Here is an 18,953-nt window from a genome sequence, read left to right on the forward strand (position 1 = left end):
TGCCGGGAGACACCCCTTTTTGCCGGCGGAGTACGTGCCCCCGGATGACATGACGTTCAGCATCTGCGTCCACGAGACGTACGAGAACGACGACGGCGAGGAACACGACCGGTTCGGCGTCGCCGTGACCACCCGGCTCCCGGGCGTCGGCACCCTCTGCCCGTTCGTCAGCGAGAACGGAGCCGTCGCCACCCAGAGCCTGGTGAACGTCGACCTCGGTCGACGAGGAATCCAGTACGTCGACGACGGACTCGCCGTCGAAGACGCCCTCGAGGCCCTGCTCAACGCGGACGAGGGGGCCTCGAACCGCCAGCTCCACGGCGTCGACCGCGAGGGGACCTTCACGTTCTCGGGGGAAGACTGCAAGGACTGGTACGGACACACGGGCGGCGACGGCTACACGGTCGCCGGCAACCTCCTGACCGGGGAGTCCGTGATCGAGGCGACCGCAGCGGCCTACGCCGACTCGAGGGACGACGAGGCGCCGCTCGCCGAACGCCTGATCGACGCCCTCGCCGCCGGTCACGCCGAAGGGGGCGACAAGCGCGAGGAACTGCGCGTCCAGAGCGCGGCCGTCCGCGTCGCGACGACCGAAGAGCGCGAACTCGAGCCGTTCTACGACGATCTCCGGGTCGACGCGACCCTCGAACCTATCGCGGACCTCCAGGAGACCTTCGACCTGGCTCGAGAGGGGTACGAAACGACGCTCGAGAAGTACGGCGACGCCTACGAGGAAGACGACATCGACGCGGGCGAGGAGTGAGTCGTCGCTCGAGAGGTAGTGCAGTCGCTCGAGGGTTTAGACTACCATCACTCGAGGATTGGGAGTACGTAAGCAGCCCGCAAACGCGAATAGACCGAGCGCTACCCGGAAAACGAGTAGAGGTCGTCGCCAACGTGGTGTAGCGAGTCGACGACCTTCCCCTCCTCGCCGACCATCTCCGTCCCCGAGACGCGAGCGCGCCCGATCGCCAGCACCTTGCCGTGGGACTCCTCGGCGATCAACACGAGGTCCCCCTCAGAGATTTCGGCGTCGGCTTCGGTGATCCCCGGGCGCATCACGTCTGCGCCGTCGGAGACGAACGAGACCGCGCCCGCGTCGACGGTCACGATCCGGTAGTCGGGGTCGTAGGCGTTCGCCCCGCGGACGGTGAGAAACGGCTCGTCGTCGAAGTAGGCGATTTCGGGAGCGCCATCGACCAGGACGACCTCCCAGTCACTGTCCTCGAACTCGACGCGCTCGTAGGCGTCGCCCGCGAGCGTGACGCCGAGCCGGTTGGACACGGCCGTCTCGATCTCGGAGATGGCGTCACTGCGGAGGTGGTGTCGCGATTTGACCTGCATACGCGCCACCACGGTCACGTCAGCTATAAAACGCCCGTCTCGAGGCCAGTTCGATCACGAGGTTTCGTGTTCTCGGTCGCCAATCGTGACCGTCACACGCACCGTGAGAATTGCTAAGTAGGCGCACGGTGATAGCCGACGTATGTGGCTCTCCCGGTGGCGAACGGAGACCGTAACCTGCATCGCCTGCGGCGAGACGGTCCCGCGATCCGAGGCCCGCGAGTACGACAAGTACGGCAATCGCTGGGAACGCGAGGGAAAAACGTTCGAGTACTTCTGTAAACCCTGCGACGGCGACCTCTGTCGGTACGGCCGCGACGGCCTCGAGGCCCAGCTCACCGACCTCGAGGCCGGCGAACACTCCCAGGAGGCGTTTTTGCGGCGGTATCTGTGTTCGCTCGAGGAGCGCCGGCGGGTCGAGGAGCGGTGATCACGGACCGCGCCGACGGTCGCAAGTCGGTGCGCGTCGACCTGAGGTCGGTGCACGTCGAACGCTAGAGGTCCGTCCGGTCGAACTGCAGATACCCCGCCAGCGGTGCGAGTATCACCCACGCGAGCAAGACCGCCACGCCGAACGCCGACGGCGCATCCTCACCGGCCCGGTCGAACACGTAGGCGTCGAGCACCCGTTCGTAGGCCACGCTCGGGGAGAGGGTCGCCACGTAGGGGCGCCACCACGGGAGTTCGTCGGGGAACTCGAGTCCCGAAATCAGGTAGACGACGCCGTCGGGGACCACCCGCCAGACGAAGACGAACAGCATGAACACGCCGAAGGCACAGACGGCGGCCCAGGAGGGCGATCGGAGCAAGCCGGAGAGACCGATGCCGATGGCGACGTAGGCCAGTCCCAGACCGGCGGTGGCGAGCGTAAATCCGGCCAGCGCCGTTAGCGGAATCGTCGCGCCGAACCCGAGGAGGATCGCGACCGCGACGACGACGCCGAGGAGTAGCGGTGTGAGGAACACCAGGTACCGCCCGACCAGCGACCCGATCACGACGTCGCGTCGGTCGTGGGGCATTCCCAGCACGAGCGTAAGCTGGCCGCCGTCGCGTCGCTTGACGATGGCCTCGTACGAGAGCATCAGCCCGGTGGCCGGGATCAGCACGATACAGAGCAGCGAGAGCATCGTGACGAACTCGACCGGTTCGGGCGCCGAGAGGTACTCGTGAACGCGAGCCTGCCGAACGTTCCGCACGTGAATGTAGCCGAACACGCCGAAGACGAGCCCGAAGAGCGCCGCCATCGCGTACAGCTGATAGTTGCGGATCGCGTCGCCGAACTCCTTGCTCGCGAGCAGTCGCCAGTTCATTGCTCGCCCTCCGTGTAGGAGATGAATAGTTCCTCGAGCGACGTCTCCGTGGTCGTAAAGTCGGTAATCGTCGCTCCCTGGTCGCGAATCGTATCCAGCACGTCGAGTTTCGCCTCCATCGCGCAGGCGACCACGAGCGCGTCACCGTCTCGACGCACCGAGGAGACGCCTGCGAGGCATTCGACGGCCGTGACGACTGGTTCAAGGGTGACGCCGGCTTCGATTCCGGATATGCCCTCTCCGGCGGCCAGTTTCTCGTCCGTTTCGGCCGTCTCGAGTTCGACGACGAGTTCGCCGTCGTTCTCGTTGGCCGTCCGGAGCCCATCGATAGTGTCGACGGCGATCAGCGAACCCTGCCGGAGGATACCGACCCGGTCGGCGACGGCCTCGACCTGCTCTAAGATGTGACTCGAGAAGAAGACCGTCGCGCCCCGGTCGCGCTCCTCACGGACGATCTGACGCATCAGTCGGACGCCGTGAGGGTCGAGCCCCGTCGACGGTTCGTCGAGGATCAGGAGTTCGGGTTCGCCGACGAGGGCCATCGCCAGCCCCAGGCGCTGGGTCATCCCCTTCGAGTAGCCAATGGCCTTCCGGTCGGCCGCGTGGGCCACGTCCACGCGCTCGAGCAGGACGTCGGGGTCGTCGTCGGCGTCGTTGGCCGCGATGGCGTACTCGAGGTGCTGACGGCCGGTCATCGTCTCGAAGGGAGCGTACCCCTCCGGGAGAATGCCGGTCCGCTCTCGCACCGAGACCGGGTCACTCGTCACGTCGTGACCCAGGACTTCGACCCGCCCGCTCGTGGGGTGGGTGTAGCGCATGAGGATGTCGATAGTCGTCGACTTGCCGGCCCCGTTCGGACCCAGGAAGCCGAAGACTTCGCCGGCGTCGACCTCGAGGTCGATGCCGGCCAGTGCGGTGACGTCGCCGTAGCGTTTCGCGACGTCCTGGAGGGCAATCGTCGTCATCGCCGAATACTCTCTGCTGATAACATATAAATTCCAACGTGTTCTCCGTGAACTGGTCGATCGACTCGAGAGAGACGGAACGCGGTCGTTTTTGCGTGATCGTACATTACTATAAAAAGTGTGTTTAGGCGCAGAGGGTCGTAGTCGGTGCTCGAGCGTGGCAAGTACAGACAGTCAGTGAGGCGAACGGTTACTCGACGTGGCTCACGAGGGCCGGTTGATGTCGGCGAACTCCCCCGAAGGGAGCGACCCGGGCGAGGCCAGCGAATCCCCGATCGTTTTGACAAGTGAGATGAACTCGTGGGGGTCCACCGGTTTGACGAAGTACCCGTCCGCTCCAAGCTGATAGGTCTCCAGAACGTGGTCGTCTGACTGGGATCCCGAGAGAACGAGTATCGGCGTCGAACGAAAGTCGGGGTCGTCGGTAATCCGCTCGAGCACCGCGTTTCCGGTCAGTTTCGGCACGTTCAGATCCAACAGCACGAGGTCCGGCTTCGCCGCGGATTCGAAGCCGTTCCGTCGATAGAGGTAGTCGAGTGCTTCCGCCCCGTCGGTGACGACGGTCAGCGAACGGGAGACGTCGCTCTCGTCGAATCCGTTCTCGATGAGCCGGACGTCGCCCGGGTTGTCCTCGATTACCAGGATGTCGAACGGTTCCTCGGTCATTACTGAAACCCTGTGAGCCTGTGAATTTGGAACTACTGAGCCTGTAAACCTGTGAACGGACCTACGCCGCTGCGGGAAGAGTGAAGTAAAACGTCGTGCCGTCGCCCGGTTCCGAGTCGACCCAGATGTCACCGCCGTGGTGGTCGACGATCTTTCGACATAGCGAGAGCCCGATACCGGTCCCCTGGAACTCGTCGTTCGAGTGGAGTCGATTGAAGATGTCGAAGATCTGGTCGACGTACTCCGTCTCGATACCGATTCCGTCGTCGGCGACCGAGAAGACGCAGCGGTCACCCCGTTTCTCGCCGGTGATATCGATCCGGGGTGGCTCGTCGCCGCTGTACTTGATCGCGTTCGAGAGCAGGTTCGAGAACAGTTGCTCGAGCTGATGGACCTCGCCGTGAACCGCAGGTAACGACTCGACGTCAACTGCGGCATCGGTCTCGTCGATCTGCACCTGCAGATCGGTCAGCACGTCGTCGACGACGTCGTCGCACTCGACTCGCTCGAAGTCCGCCTCGTCCATGTCGATTCGCGAGTACGCGAGCAACCCGTTGACCATCTCCCGCATCCGGTCGGAGCCGTCCACGGCGAAGTCGATGTACTCCCGGGCCTCCTCGTCCAGGTCGTCCGCGTAGCGGGAATCGAGCAACTGGAGATAGCTCGAGATCATCCGCAGCGGCTCCTGTAAGTCGTGCGACGCGACGTAGGCAAACCGCCTGAGTCGCTCGTTGGACTCCTCGAGTTCCGCGACTGTCTCGTTGAGTTCGGACCGCGCCCTGGCGCGGTCGACCAGCGTGTTCAGCATTCGCTCGACGTCGCGGGTGGGTTCGTCGGGTTCGAAGAACTCCTCCGGCGGCGTGTAGTAGAAGTTGTGACAGACGGTATCTTCGTACACCAGGTGTGGGTGCGTTCGGATAACGTCGACGAGCGTCTCGGGTGGGATGCGCTCACAATCGTAATGACAGAGGGCGATGCAGTCCTCGCCGCGGAAGAGGTCGTTGACACGACTCTCGTAGGCCATGAAGTCTTCGAGGGTCGCGTACTCGTCCAGGATGAAGTTCGTGTTCGCGGTCACGCGAAGCGCCGGGTACTCCTCCTTCGCTTCCTCGATCGCGTCGGCGTACACCTCAAGCATGTCGTCGGGGTCGAAGCGTCCGGACCGGAGGTAGGTCTCCTCGAGCGAGTGAAACGTCAGTTGACCCGATTCGAGTGCCGCGTCGACGTCGACGTCGCCGCCGCGGAGTTCCGCGAGGATTGCGGACTTCGGGAGGTCGTCGATGACGTACATGACCCGCTCGCCGCGCTCGATACCCTGTCGAATAAACGGGGTAACGGTGGCGAACCGTTCCTCGCGGGATCGGTAGAACAGCGCGATGTGCTCGCAGGTTTCGAGATCGTCGAGTCCGTCGAGCGGTTCGACCGTCCCGTGAAACGCCGGACTCGACCGAAGCGCCTCCAGTCCGCTTTCCAGGGTCAGCGAATCGGCAGTGACGGATTTCTCCGTCCGTAGTTCCTGCTGACGGCTCTGATCTGCCTTCTGACTCATCGTCACGAACCTCGGTGTCTATCGATAAGTAACCTTTGCCTGTTCCCCGTCTTCCCGTGAGAAAGCGGTAACGTACGGCACAATTACGGTTGACGCGAACCGCCGCGCACGCGTCCCGACACGACTTTGGCACTCCTGTTCGTAGCCGAGGGTATGAGCGACGACGCACAGGCCGCAGCCGGCACGGCCGAGGGGCAAGGTCCCGTCCAGATCTCCGAGGACCTGGCCCGCCACCTCGAGAACAAGCGCGAGGACCTCTTCGAGAAGTTCGAGATCCGCGACGAGTTCCCCGCGAGCGTCCTCGAAGAGGCCAAGGAGTTGACCGAGGATCCGCAAGCAGACATCGACGCGGAACTCGAGGATCGGCGCGACCTCCGCGAGATGACGACGTGGACGACCGACCCCATCGACGCCCAGGACTTCGACGACGCGCTCTCGATCGAAGAGCGCGAGGACGAGTACGTCCTCTGGGTCCACATCGCGGACGTGACCCACTACGTCCACCCCGAATCCGAGATGTGGAACGAGGCCGTCGAGCGCGGCAACACGGTCTATCTGCCCGCCTACACCATCCACATGCTGCCCCCGGTGCTGGCCGAGTCGGTCTGTTCGCTCGTACCCAACGAGGAGCGACTGGCCCACACCGTCGAGATGCACCTCGACAAGGAGACCCTGAGCTACGACTCCATCGACATCTACAAGTCCGTCATCGAATCCGACGAACGGCTCACCTACTCCCAGGCCGAGCAGCGCCTCGAGGACCCCGACGCGCCGCTGCACGAGGAGAACACGTTGGTCTACGAGGTTGCCAACGAGATGCACGAGATTCGCAAGGAGGACGGCTCGCTCGTCTTGAACCCCAGCCGCGACCGCGCCCACACCATCATCGAGGAGTGCATGCTCAAGGCTAACAAGGCCGTCACGCACGAACTCATGTGGAACCGGGGCGTCGAGGCGATGTACCGCGTCCACCCCCAGCCGACGCCCGACGAGTGGTCGAAGGCCCTCCAGGAGATCCAGGACCTCGACGGCGTCTCCATCCCCGGCGACACCTGGGACGAACCCCGCAAAGCAGTTAATGCGACCCTCGAGACCGCGCCGGGTCGCCAGCTCGACAAGATCCAGTGGGCGGTGATGAAGGTGATGCCCCGCGCGAAGTACATGAACGACCCGTTCGGCGGCCACCACGCGCTCAACTTCGAGATTTACGGCCACTTCACGAGCCCCATCCGTCGCCTCTCGGACCTGATCAACCACTGGATCGTCTACCAGAACGACGTACCGGAGAACCTCGTCGCCCTCTGTGACCGTGCTAGCGACAAACAGAAGGCCGCCGAGACTTGCGAGCGCGAGTACAAACAGTTCCTCCAGGAGGTCGGCCTCGATCCGATGGCAGTGAACAACCGCGGGCTCGAGATCGTCGAGGAGGACGAGGCAGACAAGACGCTCTAAATCGCGGAAAACGCGGTTACGAACTCACAGCGAGCGCTCGAGCAGCGACACACGATACGTCTTGCCCTCGAGTTCTTCGACAACCTCGGCGACGGATTCGTACCCCCTACTCTCGTAAAAGTCGAGCGCGCGCTCGTTCTTCGCGAACACCTCGAGACGAATCCGGTCGTAGCCGTCGTCCTCGAGCGCTCGTTCCCCGCGCTCACAGAGCGACGTTCCTAGCCCCCGTCCCCAGTGGCTCGAGTGAACGTAGAGCCGAGCGAGGTGGCCGACGGCGGGTTCGTCCGGCCACTGGCCGACGTGGACGAAGCCGGCGAGGTCGTCGGTTCGATCCGCTTCGTCGTCGTCGGATTCGGGGGCGACGAACAGGTGGCTGTCCCTCGACTGGATCGACTCGCGCAGACCCTCGAGGCCGTACCACTCGTCGGTCACCGTCTCGACGGTGTCGGAGCCGAGGAGGTCGTCGTACGCGGCATGCCAGCTCTCGCGGGCGACGGTCCGGATCGCACGGGCGTCTTCGAGGCGCGCGGGTCGGACGAAGTGAGTGGATCGGTGGCGGCTCGAGTCGGTCACGATGGCTTGTCAGAGGGCAAAGACGAAAAAGTGTGCGGCTAGTCACGTTCCGGGTGAACAGGTGGGTGAAACTGATAGCGTTCATCCGGTTTCAGGCATCGGTCGACGCCTGGAAGGGTGCTACTCGCTCGGACCGTCAAACGCTCGAGCCGTCCGCCGCGTACCGATACAACCAGAGCGTACACGCGAGCGCGACGGCGGCCGCAGCGGTCGCGATCACGAACGCCATCCGGTAGCCGGTCGCGGTGTAGACGCGCACGCCGGCCTCGAGTTCGCCCGTCCAGTAGGTGTCGAGAGCGAACCCCATCGCCGTCGGGAGCACGGCGGCCCCGAAGAAGGCCGCGCCGTTGATCACGCTGGTCGAGATGCCGCTCGCGCTCGCGTCGTGGCGGTCTTTCACCAGCGGATACCCGAGGACGAACGCGCCGAGCAGGACGCCCGCGACGAAGAAGACGACGCCGACGACGGCGATCGGCGGTCGCCCCAGCGCGGCGACGAGACCGAGTGAAGCAACGTAGAGGACGGCGCCGACGACCATCAGCTCGACGCGGCGCTCGAGGCGGTCGGACACCCAGCCGATCGACGGCGGGCCGACGATCATGCCGACGCCGCCGGCGAGGGTGTAGAGCGAGGCGTGGGTCACGGAGACGTCGTAGGTCTGGACGACGTACGGGACGCCCCAGAGGCCGAACAGCGTCAGGTTGAGTCCGGAGGTACAGAAGAGCATCAGGCTGGCGACCCAGGTGACCCGATCGGAGAGCACGGTGCGGACGTGGCGGACGACGGCGGCCGTCGAGAGCGTCGGCTGGCCGGGCACGCCCTCGATCGGGTCGAAGCCGGCCCGTTCGGGCGTGTCCCGAACGACCGCGTAGACGACGACGCTGAACGCGACGCCGAAGACCCCGAGCGCGCCGACGGTCGTCCGCCAGCCCGCCGATTCCGCGGCGATCGCGAGCGGCGTGGTCGCGAGGACGCCGCCGACGCCCGAAACCGCGAAGCTGAGGCCGCTGAGGGTGGCGAACTCGTCGGCCCGGAACCAGCTGGCACAGAACCGGAGGATGCAGACGAAGATCACGCTCGCCCCGAGGCCGACGAGTCCGCGGGCGACCAGCGCCCCCGCGTAACTGGTGGCCAGCGCGAACCAGATCGCGCCGACGTTCATCACGAGCCCGCCCGCAGCGGCCGTCCGACGGGGACCGATCCGGTCGGCCAGGATCCCCGTCGGCAACTGCATCAGCGCGTAAATCCAGAAGAAAATTGCGTGGAGCGTCCCGAGCTGGGCGCCCGTGGTCCGGAAGCCCGCCATCAACTCTTCGGCGAGGACGGCCGTCGAGAGCCGGTAGACGTTCACGAGCAAGAAGACGACGCCGAGGGTCCCCCAGAGGAACCACCGGCGAGTGAGCGGGTCGCGCCAGCCTCGCATGACTGTCCTCTCTCGACTCGAGTGACCTAACGATTCAGGTTCCGGAAGCGTTCATCGCGAACGGGGTTCGAGAGAGATCCGCGGCACCACTGACACGCACCGGTACCGTTCGACCGTGATCGCTCGTGTTCAACCGCGATCGCTCGCGTTCGTCTCACTCGAGTATATCCGGCTCACCCCGAACGATCGGATCCGTTTCGCTCGAGCGCGTTCCACGGACGCGCCGTGGCACACCACGCGAACACCTTTCCACGCCGCGCTCGAGCACGCAAGTATGTACACCCTCGACGGGCACGACGCCGGCGGCCAGTTCCTCCGGCGGGCGCTCACCCTCTCGGCGCTCACCGGCGAGCCCGTTCGCCTCGAGGGCGTCCGTGGCGATCGGCCGAATCCGGGGCTCGCCAATCAGCACCTGGCCGTCCTCGAGACGGTGGCAGCGATCACCGATGCCGAGGTATCGGGTGGCGAACTCGAGGCCGAGACGGTCGAGTTCGACCCTCATGCGAGATCGGGCAGCGACGGCGCAGTCGAAATTTCGGGCGGAGAATACGCCGTCAACGTCGGCACCGCCGGGAGCCTCACGCTCCTTTTCGACGCGGTCCTTCCCCTCGCCGCCCGCCTCGAGTCGCCGCTCACTCTGACCGCCACGGGCGGGACGGACGTCGCCTGGTCGCCGCCCGCGGACTACCTCCGGTACGTCAAGCTCCCACTCCTCCGACGACACGGCCTGCAGGCCACCCTCGAGGTCGACCGTCGCGGCTTCTATCCCGCGGGCGGCGGTCGGTTGCGGCTATACCTCGCACCCTCGCGATTCCGCCCGCTGGAGTTCGAGACCCGGGGCGACCTCACGGGCGTGCGCGTCTACTCGACGGAAGCCGCCGCGCTGGCCGACGCCGACGTCGCAAAACGGCAGGCAGAGGGTGCCCTCGAGCGGTTGCGAACCCGAATCGGTACGGATGGTGCGAATTTCGAGATCCGCGAGCGCGATGAGACGACGGCCGAGAGCGCCTGTCCTGGTTCGGTGATCGTGCTGGGCCTCGAGTTCGAGCACGAGTTCGCCGACGGCTCGTCGGAGACCACGTCGACGCCCCGTCTCCAGGCCGGATTCTCCGCCCTCGGCGAACCCGGTAAACCGGCCGAGCGCGTCGGGGAGGAGGCCGCCGACGCCGCCGTCGCGTTCCTCGAGGGGAACGGGAGCGTCGATGCCCACCTCGCCGATCAACTCCTCGACTTCCTCGTTCTCGGTGGCGGTCGCCTGCGGATTCCCGCCGTAACCGATCATGTCGAGACGAGTCTGCGACTGCTCGAGGCGTTTGGCTCCGACCTGGATCACGACCTGGATCTTGAACCCGAGCACCGAAAGAACGACGGCGGGTCGACCGTCCTAGTCGCCAAGACGAGTCTCGAGTGAGATTCCACAGGTCAGGGTCTCGAGTGAGAGTGAAAGTGAGATACCGCCACCAACGACACAACTTATAGCACGGCCCTCCGTTTTGCGACCCATGAGCCAGCGATTCACCATCACCACCGACCGACCGAACCGGGAGGGAGACGCGTGAGCGACCTCGTCACCTTCGGCGAGACGATGCTCCGCCTCTCGCCGCCCGGGCACGAACGCCTCGAGACCGCGAGCGAGTTCGAGGTTCGCGCGGCGGGCGCCGAAAGCAACGTGGCCGTCGCCGCCGAGCGACTCGGCGCCGTCTCCACCTGGACCTCGAAGCTCCCGGACTCTCCGCTGGGTCGGCGCGTCGTCGGCGAACTCCAGCAGTACGGCATCGACACCGACGTCGTCTGGAGCGACGAGGGTCGCCAGGGGACGTACTACCTCGAGCACGGAGGCAAGCCCCGCGGGACGAACGTCGTCTACGACCGGTCGAACGCCGCAATCACGACCGCCGAACCCCAGGAGTTCGACATCGACCTCATCCGGGACGCTCGGGTCTTCTTCACCTCGGGCATCACGCCCGCACTGTCGCCGACGCTCCGGGAGACCACGGCACAGCTCCTGAAGGCGGCGCGACAGAACGACACGACCACCGCCTTCGACCTCAACTACCGGCGAAAGCTCTGGTCGCCCGAGGAGGCGCGAGACACCCTGACGAAACTGTTCCCCGGAATCGACGTGCTCGTGATCGCGGCCCGCGACGCTCGTACCGTGCTCGGCTACGAGGGCGACCCCCGTCAGCTGGCGCACAAGCTCGGCTCCCAGTTCGACTTCCGGACGGTCGTCGTCACCCGCGGCGACCAGGGCGCGCTCGCCTGGCACGACAACGTCGTCCACGACCACGACGCCTACGAGACCGAGACACACGACCCCATCGGCACTGGCGACGCCTTCACGGGCGCGTTCATCGCCCGCCGGCTCTCCGGCGACGACGTCGGGCGAGCGCTCGAGTACGCCGCCGCGACGGCCGCGCTGAAGCGGACGATTCCGGGCGACGCTGCCCTCCTCACGAAGGCGGAAGTCGACGCGGTCGTCGCCGACAGCGGCGAGTCGATCTCGCGCTGAACCCTCTCTCCCGCCCGCACCGGTGACCGTCGTGAATCGAGGGTCGAGCGTCGTAAACGAGCCTCCTGGGCGCACTCGAGGTGATTTTCGGACCCGGTTCGATTGGACGGCTCTGTCAGAACCCCTTTTATAGTGCGGGCGAACTGATCAGATGAAATGAATCGAAATGCAGTCGTAACCGTCCTCCTTGCCGCGATGCTCGGCGTCAGTCTCGTCGCCGCGGCCGGGGCCGGTGCGAGTTCGGCCGAATCGAGCGCGACCACCCAGAGCGAAACGTACGCGGGGAGCCACCTCGAGTTCGAGACGTCGGGGAGCGCCCTGACGAACTACGCTGTCGGCGGCGAGACCGTGTTCTCATCGGTCGCCGTCGACTCCCGAAGCGACGCCAGTTCCGGTGCCGGCGCCGGTATCGACCTCGGGGCCGTCGTGAACCTCGAGGGTGCCGGGCTCTCGGTGAGCGCCGAGTCCCAGACGAAAACGCGAATCGAATCCGAGAGCGGCGCGACGCTGTCGGCACACGACAACGAGCGCGGGATTCTCGTCGTCCGGGCCGGCGGCGACGCCCAGGTCGTCGAAGCACAGCTCGGCGAGAACGTCCAGGCCAGCGCCGAAGGCGACGGCGAGCGCGTCGTCGTCGAGGGCGACGACCGCAACGGCATCTTCCTCGTGATCGGCGACGGCGACGTGACCGTCAACGAGGAGGGCAACGTCGCGGCCAGCCTCGAGGGCGAGTCGGCGCTCGTCTTCCGATCCTACGCGGATGGCGAGCGCACTGACGAGACGAAAGGGGAAGAACAACTCATCGCCGACGGCTCGGCCGCCGCCGAGGTCTACGTCGAGCAGCGAGACGGCGAGACCGTCGCCGACGCGGTCACCTACGGCGAGGACCTGACCCTCGAGGCCAAACAGGAGAGCGAACGCCGCGTCGACGTCACCGTCGACCGCGCCGTCGAGGAGGGGACGATCGTCATGACGACGGTCGAGGAAGAGACCGTTGGTACGCTCGAGGATCTCGAGGTTCGCGTCGACGGCGAGGCCGCTGCCCAGGCGTCCTCACACTCCGAACTCGAGAGCGCGATCGGCGGCGAGGAATCCGCGTACATGGTGCGCCAGCACGCCGAGGCGGACGCGACGGCGACCGTCTACGTCGCGTTCAACCACTTCTCGGAGCGAACCGCGTCGGTCGATGGCTCGGGTGCCGACGAGGGCAGTAACGACGATACCGGCTCGAGCGCCAAAAGCGACGGCCTCCCCGGATTCGGGGCTCTCGCTGCGCTCCTCGGACTCCTCGGGACGGGTGTCGTGTCCAGGCTTCGACGCTAGACCCGTCGTCGCGTTCGTCCTCGAAAACGCCTTTTCCTGTCGATCTTCCGTCGACGAACTCACCCCGAGTAAATGCTTGTGGTGGACGGACGCGTATCCCTCGACTCGCGCATCTCCCTCCCTCTCGCCAGTGAGTCGTCTCTCGCCAGTGAGTCGTCCGCGCACGACCGCACCAACGCCTATTGGGGAAGCCACCGTTTCGCCGATATGGACAGTCTTCACGTCGCGATTGTCGGCGCCTACGGGAGCGCGGGCGTCGCCGCCGCCGACGAGTTGCTCGAGCGCGCCGCGGAATCGGAAACCGACCTCGAACTGACGCTGATCGACGACGGCGAACCGGGCGGCGGCCTCTGTATTCTCCGGGGCTGCATGCCCTCGAAGGACGTCCTCTCGGCCGCCCAGCACCGCTACCAGGCGCGACACGACGGCCGGCTCGAGGGCACACCGGCGGTCGACCCCGAGGCGGTCGTCGCCCAGAAGGACGAGCACATTCACGGATTCGCCGAGCATCGACGGAATCACGTTCACGACCTCGCCGACCGCGACGGCGTCGAGTTCCTCCACGAGCGCGCCAGATTCGTCGATGACCGCACGCTCGCCGTCGGCGACCGCACGATCGAGCCCGACTACGTCGTTATCGCGACCGGCTCGACGCTCGACGTCCCCGACACGCCCGGCATCGAGGACGTCGACTACTGCTCGAGCACGGACGTCCTCGACACGACGTCGTTTCCCGACTCGGGAATCGTGATGGGCTTTGGCTACATCGGCCTCGAACTCGTCCCTTACCTCAGCGAGGTCGGCGGCGTCGACCTCACCGTGATCGAGCACGACGAGCGTCCGCTCGAGGAGTTCGAGGACGCCTACGGCGACACGATCCTCGACCTCTACCGTGACCAGTTCGACGTCGAGATTCTGACGAACACCGACGAGAAGCGCCTCGAATCGACTGCAGACGGTGGCGTCCGACTCACGGTCGACCGCGACGGTCGCGAGGAGGTGCTGGAGGCCGAACAGCTCTACGTCTTCACCGGCCGTCGTCCGAACGTCGACAAGATGGGGCTCGAGAACACACCCCTCGAACCGGAGCAGGGCTGGGTCGAGCCGACGATGCAAGCCGCAGACGACAAGTGTACGTTCGTCGTCGGAGACGCCAACGGCCGCGAACCGATCCTCCACGTCGCCAAGGAACAGGGCTTTGCCGCCGGAAAGAACGTCCTGCGCCACGCTCGAGGCGACGACCTCGAGCCCTACGCGAACGTCCCCCACCACGTCATCTTCTCCGGACTCGGTACCTATCCGGTAGCCCGCGTCGGCCACACCCCTGACACCGTCGCGGATTCGTCGATGGACGCGATTGTGGTCTCGCGAGAGGCGTCTGACGACGGCGTCTTCAAAAGCAAGAACCACTCGGAGGGCGTCGCCACGCTGGTCGTCAGCGCCCGCGACGGGACCGTGCTCGGCTACCAGGGCCTGCACCTCCACGCCGACGTGATGGCCAAGACGATGCAGGTGATCGTCGAGATGGGCCTCGACGTGCGCGAGATTCCGGACCGGGCGTACCACCCGACCACGCCCGAGATTCTGGACGGGTTGTTCCGGGAGGCAGCAGCAGAACTCGAGTAAGCGGTTTTCGGGCTCAAGGAGGTTGAAGAGCATTCATGCAGCGTCTGCGACGGCGATACTTCGAGCGTGGTCAGATTACCTATAGCATCATAGAGTGTATCACGTCCTATACCGACAACGAATCGAACTCTCCGGCAGCGATCTCGGCAGCGATCGCGTCGCTCTCGAGGTCCTCGGGCACAACTGACGGATATTTCCGCCGGAAGTACCCCACCAGATTCTCGAGGTCACGGTCGAGGAACTCACGGGCGTGTTCGTGATCGGTCGCCACCGCTTGCGGCCAGTCGAAAATCGTCACCCCCTCCTCGGCGACGAACACGTTGTACTCACTCATGTCCGCGTGGACGTACCCCTGCTCGTACGCGCGTGAGAGTTCTCGCAAGAGTAACTCGAGCACCCCCAGCACCTGGTTGTCCTCGAACCGGGTTCGCGAGAGCTCTACCCCCGGCATCTTCTCCATCACGATGGCGTGTCGGTTCTGGTCGATCGGTTGGGGTACCGAGACGTCGGGATACAGCGTCTCGAGGGCGTCGAACTCCCGTTCAGCGGCCTTTCGGGCGGTGTAGAGCCAGGAAACGTGCTGATTCTCCGAGGTGTAATCGCGCTCGCGGTTGACCTCCCGGAAGTTGGTATAGCCCTCCCGGTGGTACTTCAGGGCCAGCGGTTTGTAGGATTTGACCTCGTAGACGTCGCTCTCCTTGCCGACGCCCAGCGGGGCGCCGAACTCCGAGATCGTGTCTCGCTCGACGAGTGCACGAAGGGCAAGGGCGTCGTAGCCCTCGAACTGGAGGGTGTACCCCTCGTACTGGATCGTCTTTTTCTCTACCAGCCCTCGCTTGAGACAGCGCTCGAGGCGGTAGTCCACCTCCTCGGGGGTGAGCCCCGAGAAGTTCGACAGCTTCTCGCGCTGGACCCACTCCGAGAAGCGCATTCCCTGCTCGATTCCCGAGAGGAGATAGAAGTCCTCGGCCTCGAGTTCTGCCAACAGCTCGGCGACGTTCCGCACCATGGACGCCGTAGCCGCCGTGGACGTAAAAGTGCTCACAACCGCTCGAGCGGCCCGGGCGCCACGTGATAAACTGTATGTAGCTGTATGAAACCCCGTTTCACCCGGTAATCATGGCTCGTCGAGTGGCTCGCGGCGGAGCGCCCTGGTCACCGGATCTCGGCGCTCGAGAGCCGGTGTAGATCGAGAAGACCATGGTTCAGCGAGCAGGAGCGGAAATTCGACCGAACGGCTGATCACCGGAATTCGTCGCGGGAGAGAGGTTCCGTTGCGTGAGAGAGGTTTCGTCGCGAGAGAGGAACTCTCGTCGCGAAAGAAGGATTCGTCTCGAGAGCGGCGACGTCCGTTCAGCCCTGGTCGGCGTCGTCCACCGCCGGGAGTGTAAAGGTGAATGTCGTCCCGACGCCCGGTTCCGAATCGGCCCGTATCGTCCCGCCGTGACGCTCGACGATGCGTCGACAGAGTGCGAGTCCGATGCCCGTTCCGGCGTGTTCCTCCTGGCTGTGGAGGCGCTGGAAGACCTCGAAGATCCGGTCTGTGTCGTCGGGATCCATGCCGATTCCCTGGTCACGAACCGACACCTCCCAGACGTCACCGGCTCGCTCGGCGGTGACGTGCACACGCGGCTGTTCGTCGCCGCTGTACTCGATCGCGTTGCTCAGCAGGTTCTGGAACACCTGGCGCAACTGGGTCGGATCGCCCTCGACGCGAGGGAGGGAGTCCGCCGTGACGTTGGCCCCGCTCTCCTCGATTGGGAACCGGAGGTCGGCTCGCGTCTCCGAGAGAACCGTCTCGAGGTCGACGGGCTCGAACGCGTTCCCCTGGGTTTCCACCCGGGAGTACTCGAGGAGCCCATCGATCATCTCGCGCATGCGTTCGGCCCCGTCGACGGCGAATTCCAGGAACTCTTCGCCGTCTTCGTCGAGGTCGTCGCCGTATCGGCGCTCGATTAGCTGCAGGTAACTCGAGACCATCCGCAGGGGTTCCTGGAGGTCGTGGCTGGCGGCGTAGGCGAACTGCTCGAGGCGTTCGTTCGACGCCTCGAGTTGTCGCTCGTACGTTCGGCGCTCGGTGATGTCCTGGGACATTCCAAGGGCGGCGAAGACGTCCCCGCTCTCGTCGCGAATCGGGACCGTCTGGAGTTGGTAGACATGCTCGCCGAGTTCGATTTCGAACGAGCTGGACTCCCCCTCGAGCGCGGCCTCGTATCGCGGCACGAGTTCGTCCTCGAGCGGCGCGGGGAGGACGTCCTCGACCGGTGCTTCGAATCCGGACCCGACCGCGACGTCCGCCCCGTCGAGCGGCGTGCCACCAATCGTCTGGTAGCGGAGGTGCTCGTCAACGAGCGCGACGGCGCCGTTCGGGAAGTGTTCGACGAGCGTGCGGTAGCGCCGTTCGGACTCCTCGAGCTGGCGCTCGCGCTCTTTCCGTTCGGTGACGTCCCGGAAGTAGACCGAAAGGCCTGTCTCCGACGGATAGACGTGTATGTCTAGCCACGCGTCTAGTGGGTCGGGGTAGTGGAACTCGAACGAGGTCGGTTCCTGTGTCTCCATCGCCCGTTCGTACTCGTCGCGAAGACGCGTGTTCGTGACCCAGTCGAAGACCTCCCAGACGTGCTGGCCGACCAGTCCCTGATCCTCGAAGTCGATTAACTCTTCAGCGCGCTCGTTGACGTGCGTGAATCGCCACTCGTCGTCGAGCGCGTAGAACGCGTCGGTGATTCGACCGAGGATTTCGCTCAGTTCGGTCTCGAGTTCCGACTTCCGTCGTTCCAGCTGGTGTTCTCGATCCTTGAGGTCGGTGATGTCCTCGCCGGCGACGATGATTCGTTCGACGTTCCCATCGGGATCGAGCACCGGAGCGGCGTTCACGTGCAGGTGGATGCGATCGCCGTCAGGTATTTCGACGACGACTTCGTCGTTGCGGACCGGTTCGCCGGTCGCTGCAGCGCGCGCGGACGGCGTTTCGGTCGAGTCGAGGGGGTTCCCATCAGGATCGTAGAGTCTCCACTGACCGGCGCCGGCGGGATCGTCGAGGAATTCCTGTTCGGAAACGTCGAGGATTTCCTGGGCCCGCCGGTTCGCCATCACCGTCTCCCCGTCGGCGTTCCAGACGCCGATGGGGATCGGCACCGTCCGCAGGAGTTGCTCGGTCTGGTCGCGCTCGCGACGGAGTTGCTGTTCGCGTTCGTGCTGCTCGGTGACGTCCTCGACGGAGAAGACGACTCGGTCGTCGTCGCCGCCGTCGTGGATCGGTGCGGCGTTGATCGAGACCCACCGCCGACCGCGTGCCGGCGAATCGATCTGGCACTGGTAGCCAAAAACTGGCTCGCCGGTTTCGACGACCTGCATCAACGGCCAGTCCTCGAACGGGATCTGCTCGCCGGCGGCATCGTAGACGTCCCACGTCTCGCGGTCGTGGTCGTGGTCGGTGAACGACGACGCCTCGGCACCGAGCCAGTCCAAGACTCGCCTGTTCGCCCGGGTCAGGTCGCCGTCGGGCGTGCTCACGAGAATCCCGACCGGGACGGTCTCGAGCACCTGGGCGGTGAAGTCGCGTTCCCGGCGGAGTTGCTGTTCGTACTCTCGACGCTCGGTCATGTCGCGAGTGACCTTGGTGAATCCGCGAAGCGCCCCCTCGTCGTCGTGGAGTGCCGTAATGGTGACGTTGGCCCAGAAGAGAGAGCCGTCCTCACGAACGCGCCAGCCCTCGTCCTCGACGCGGCCCTCGGTGGTCGCCCGCTCGAGGTTTCGCTCGGGAACGCTGGCGGCAGTGTCGTCGTCGGTGTAGAACGCGGAGAAGTGCTCGCCGACGATATCGGCTTCGTCGTAGCCCTTGATCCGTTCCGCCCCGTCGTTCCAGCTGGCGACGGTGCCATCGGGGTCGAGCATGAAGATGGCGTAATCCTTAACGGCGGTGACGAAGGCGCTGAACTCCTCTCGATCCGTTCGCCCATCGGGACGCTCAGCGTCGCTCGAGCGCCACCAGACTCGAGTTGACTCGTCGATTCGCTTCGACCGGAGTGTGCCTCGTTCGACGAGTTCAGACAGGGTTCGACGGGCAGACTCCAGGGTGCACTCCAGCTCGTCGGCGACTTCGGCGGCCGAAATCGGCATCGAGGGGTCCTCGAGTCGCGAAAACACGCGTTGGACGTCCGCTCGAGTGCAGTTCGGAGCCGAACCTGGCGATTCCATTACGCCAAGACCT

General features: G+C 65.2%; 16 protein-coding genes. 7 read left to right on the forward strand and 9 right to left on the reverse strand.

All coding sequences use genetic code 11. The annotated features are described in order from the left end of the window. Positions 1-49 precede the first annotated feature (49 nt). Positions 50-763, forward strand: coding sequence for a DUF1028 domain-containing protein (locus ACFQO4_RS04810; RefSeq protein ID WP_500259828.1), 714 nt, complete (start codon positions 50-52; stop codon positions 761-763). A gap of 101 nt (positions 764-864) precedes the next feature. Here ACFQO4_RS04810 and ACFQO4_RS04815 read toward each other — a convergent pair whose 3' ends face one another. Next, positions 865-1,344: an RNA-binding protein gene (locus ACFQO4_RS04815; RefSeq protein ID WP_500259829.1), complete on the reverse strand. Its 480-nt coding sequence runs from the start codon at positions 1,342-1,344 to the stop codon at positions 865-867. Between the two features lie 142 nt (positions 1,345-1,486). Here ACFQO4_RS04815 and ACFQO4_RS04820 point away from each other — a divergent pair, with 142 nt between their 5' ends. Then, the gene (locus tag ACFQO4_RS04820; protein WP_497902777.1) at positions 1,487-1,774 is read left to right on the forward strand and encodes a DUF7562 family protein; all 288 of its coding nucleotides are present in this window, start codon (positions 1,487-1,489) and stop codon (positions 1,772-1,774) included. 64 nt (positions 1,775-1,838) lie between these two features. On the opposite strand, the gene ACFQO4_RS04825 is transcribed toward ACFQO4_RS04820, so the two are convergent. From ACFQO4_RS04825 to ACFQO4_RS04840, 4 genes are all read right to left on the reverse strand, one after another. Then, complete coding sequence (locus ACFQO4_RS04825; protein WP_500259830.1) at positions 1,839-2,654, reverse strand: ABC transporter permease subunit; 816 nt, start codon at positions 2,652-2,654, stop codon at positions 1,839-1,841. Further along, complete coding sequence (locus ACFQO4_RS04830) at positions 2,651-3,619, reverse strand: ABC transporter ATP-binding protein (protein WP_500259831.1); 969 nt, start codon at positions 3,617-3,619, stop codon at positions 2,651-2,653. The genes ACFQO4_RS04825 and ACFQO4_RS04830 overlap by 4 nt, the downstream gene beginning before the upstream one ends. 204 nt (positions 3,620-3,823) lie before the next feature. Further along, the gene (locus tag ACFQO4_RS04835; protein ID WP_500259832.1) at positions 3,824-4,285 is read right to left on the reverse strand and encodes a response regulator; all 462 of its coding nucleotides are present in this window, start codon (positions 4,283-4,285) and stop codon (positions 3,824-3,826) included. A 61-nt stretch (positions 4,286-4,346) separates the two neighbouring features. Then, positions 4,347-5,834, reverse strand: a complete 1,488-nt coding sequence (locus ACFQO4_RS04840; RefSeq protein ID WP_500259833.1) for a sensor histidine kinase — start codon at positions 5,832-5,834, stop codon at positions 4,347-4,349. A gap of 153 nt (positions 5,835-5,987) precedes the next feature. Here ACFQO4_RS04840 and ACFQO4_RS04845 point away from each other — a divergent pair, with 153 nt between their 5' ends. Then, positions 5,988-7,286 carry an RNB domain-containing ribonuclease gene (locus ACFQO4_RS04845; protein WP_500259834.1) on the forward strand — a complete coding sequence of 433 codons (1,299 nt, stop codon included), beginning with the start codon at positions 5,988-5,990 and terminating at the stop codon, positions 7,284-7,286. A 24-nt stretch (positions 7,287-7,310) separates the two neighbouring features. Here the strand turns inward: ACFQO4_RS04845 and ACFQO4_RS04850 are convergent, their stop codons facing one another. Both ACFQO4_RS04850 and ACFQO4_RS04855 read right to left on the reverse strand, forming a co-directional pair. Then, entirely contained in the window at positions 7,311-7,859 is a 549-nt protein-coding gene (locus ACFQO4_RS04850; RefSeq protein ID WP_500259835.1) for a GNAT family N-acetyltransferase, read from the reverse strand. Positions 7,860-7,995: 136 nt separating this feature from the next. Next, the gene (locus ACFQO4_RS04855) at positions 7,996-9,282 is read right to left on the reverse strand and encodes an MFS transporter (protein ID WP_500259836.1); all 1,287 of its coding nucleotides are present in this window, start codon (positions 9,280-9,282) and stop codon (positions 7,996-7,998) included. A gap of 274 nt (positions 9,283-9,556) precedes the next feature. On the opposite strand from ACFQO4_RS04855, the gene rtcA reads away from it, so the two are divergent. The 4 genes from rtcA to ACFQO4_RS04875 all read left to right on the forward strand — a co-directional run bounded on the left by rtcA (position 9,557) and on the right by ACFQO4_RS04875 (position 14,740). Next, entirely contained in the window at positions 9,557-10,693 is a 1,137-nt protein-coding gene (gene rtcA, locus ACFQO4_RS04860; protein ID WP_500259837.1) for an RNA 3'-terminal phosphate cyclase, read from the forward strand. Between the two features lie 144 nt (positions 10,694-10,837). Next, complete coding sequence (gene kdgK1 / locus ACFQO4_RS04865) at positions 10,838-11,791, forward strand: bifunctional 2-dehydro-3-deoxygluconokinase/2-dehydro-3-deoxygalactonokinase (RefSeq protein WP_500259838.1); 954 nt, start codon at positions 10,838-10,840, stop codon at positions 11,789-11,791. Positions 11,792-11,947: 156 nt separating this feature from the next. Further along, positions 11,948-13,114 (forward strand): hypothetical protein, encoded by a 1,167-nt coding sequence (locus ACFQO4_RS04870; protein WP_500259839.1) that lies wholly within the window; start codon positions 11,948-11,950, stop codon positions 13,112-13,114. Positions 13,115-13,321: 207 nt separating this feature from the next. Then, positions 13,322-14,740 (forward strand): dihydrolipoyl dehydrogenase family protein, encoded by a 1,419-nt coding sequence (locus ACFQO4_RS04875; protein ID WP_500259840.1) that lies wholly within the window; start codon positions 13,322-13,324, stop codon positions 14,738-14,740. Between the two features lie 106 nt (positions 14,741-14,846). On the opposite strand, the gene ACFQO4_RS04880 is transcribed toward ACFQO4_RS04875, so the two are convergent. After that, positions 14,847-15,749 (reverse strand): serine/threonine-protein kinase RIO2, encoded by a 903-nt coding sequence (locus tag ACFQO4_RS04880; protein WP_500259841.1) that lies wholly within the window; start codon positions 15,747-15,749, stop codon positions 14,847-14,849. Positions 15,750-16,093: 344 nt separating this feature from the next. Further along, the gene (locus ACFQO4_RS04885; protein WP_500259842.1) at positions 16,094-18,940 is read right to left on the reverse strand and encodes a PAS domain-containing protein; all 2,847 of its coding nucleotides are present in this window, start codon (positions 18,938-18,940) and stop codon (positions 16,094-16,096) included. Positions 18,941-18,953: the final 13 nt, after the last annotated feature.

Origin of the sequence: Saliphagus sp. GCM10025334, from assembly GCF_042663485.1 — an archaeon.
Taxonomy (GTDB): Archaea; Halobacteriota; Halobacteria; order Halobacteriales; family Natrialbaceae; genus Natronosalvus.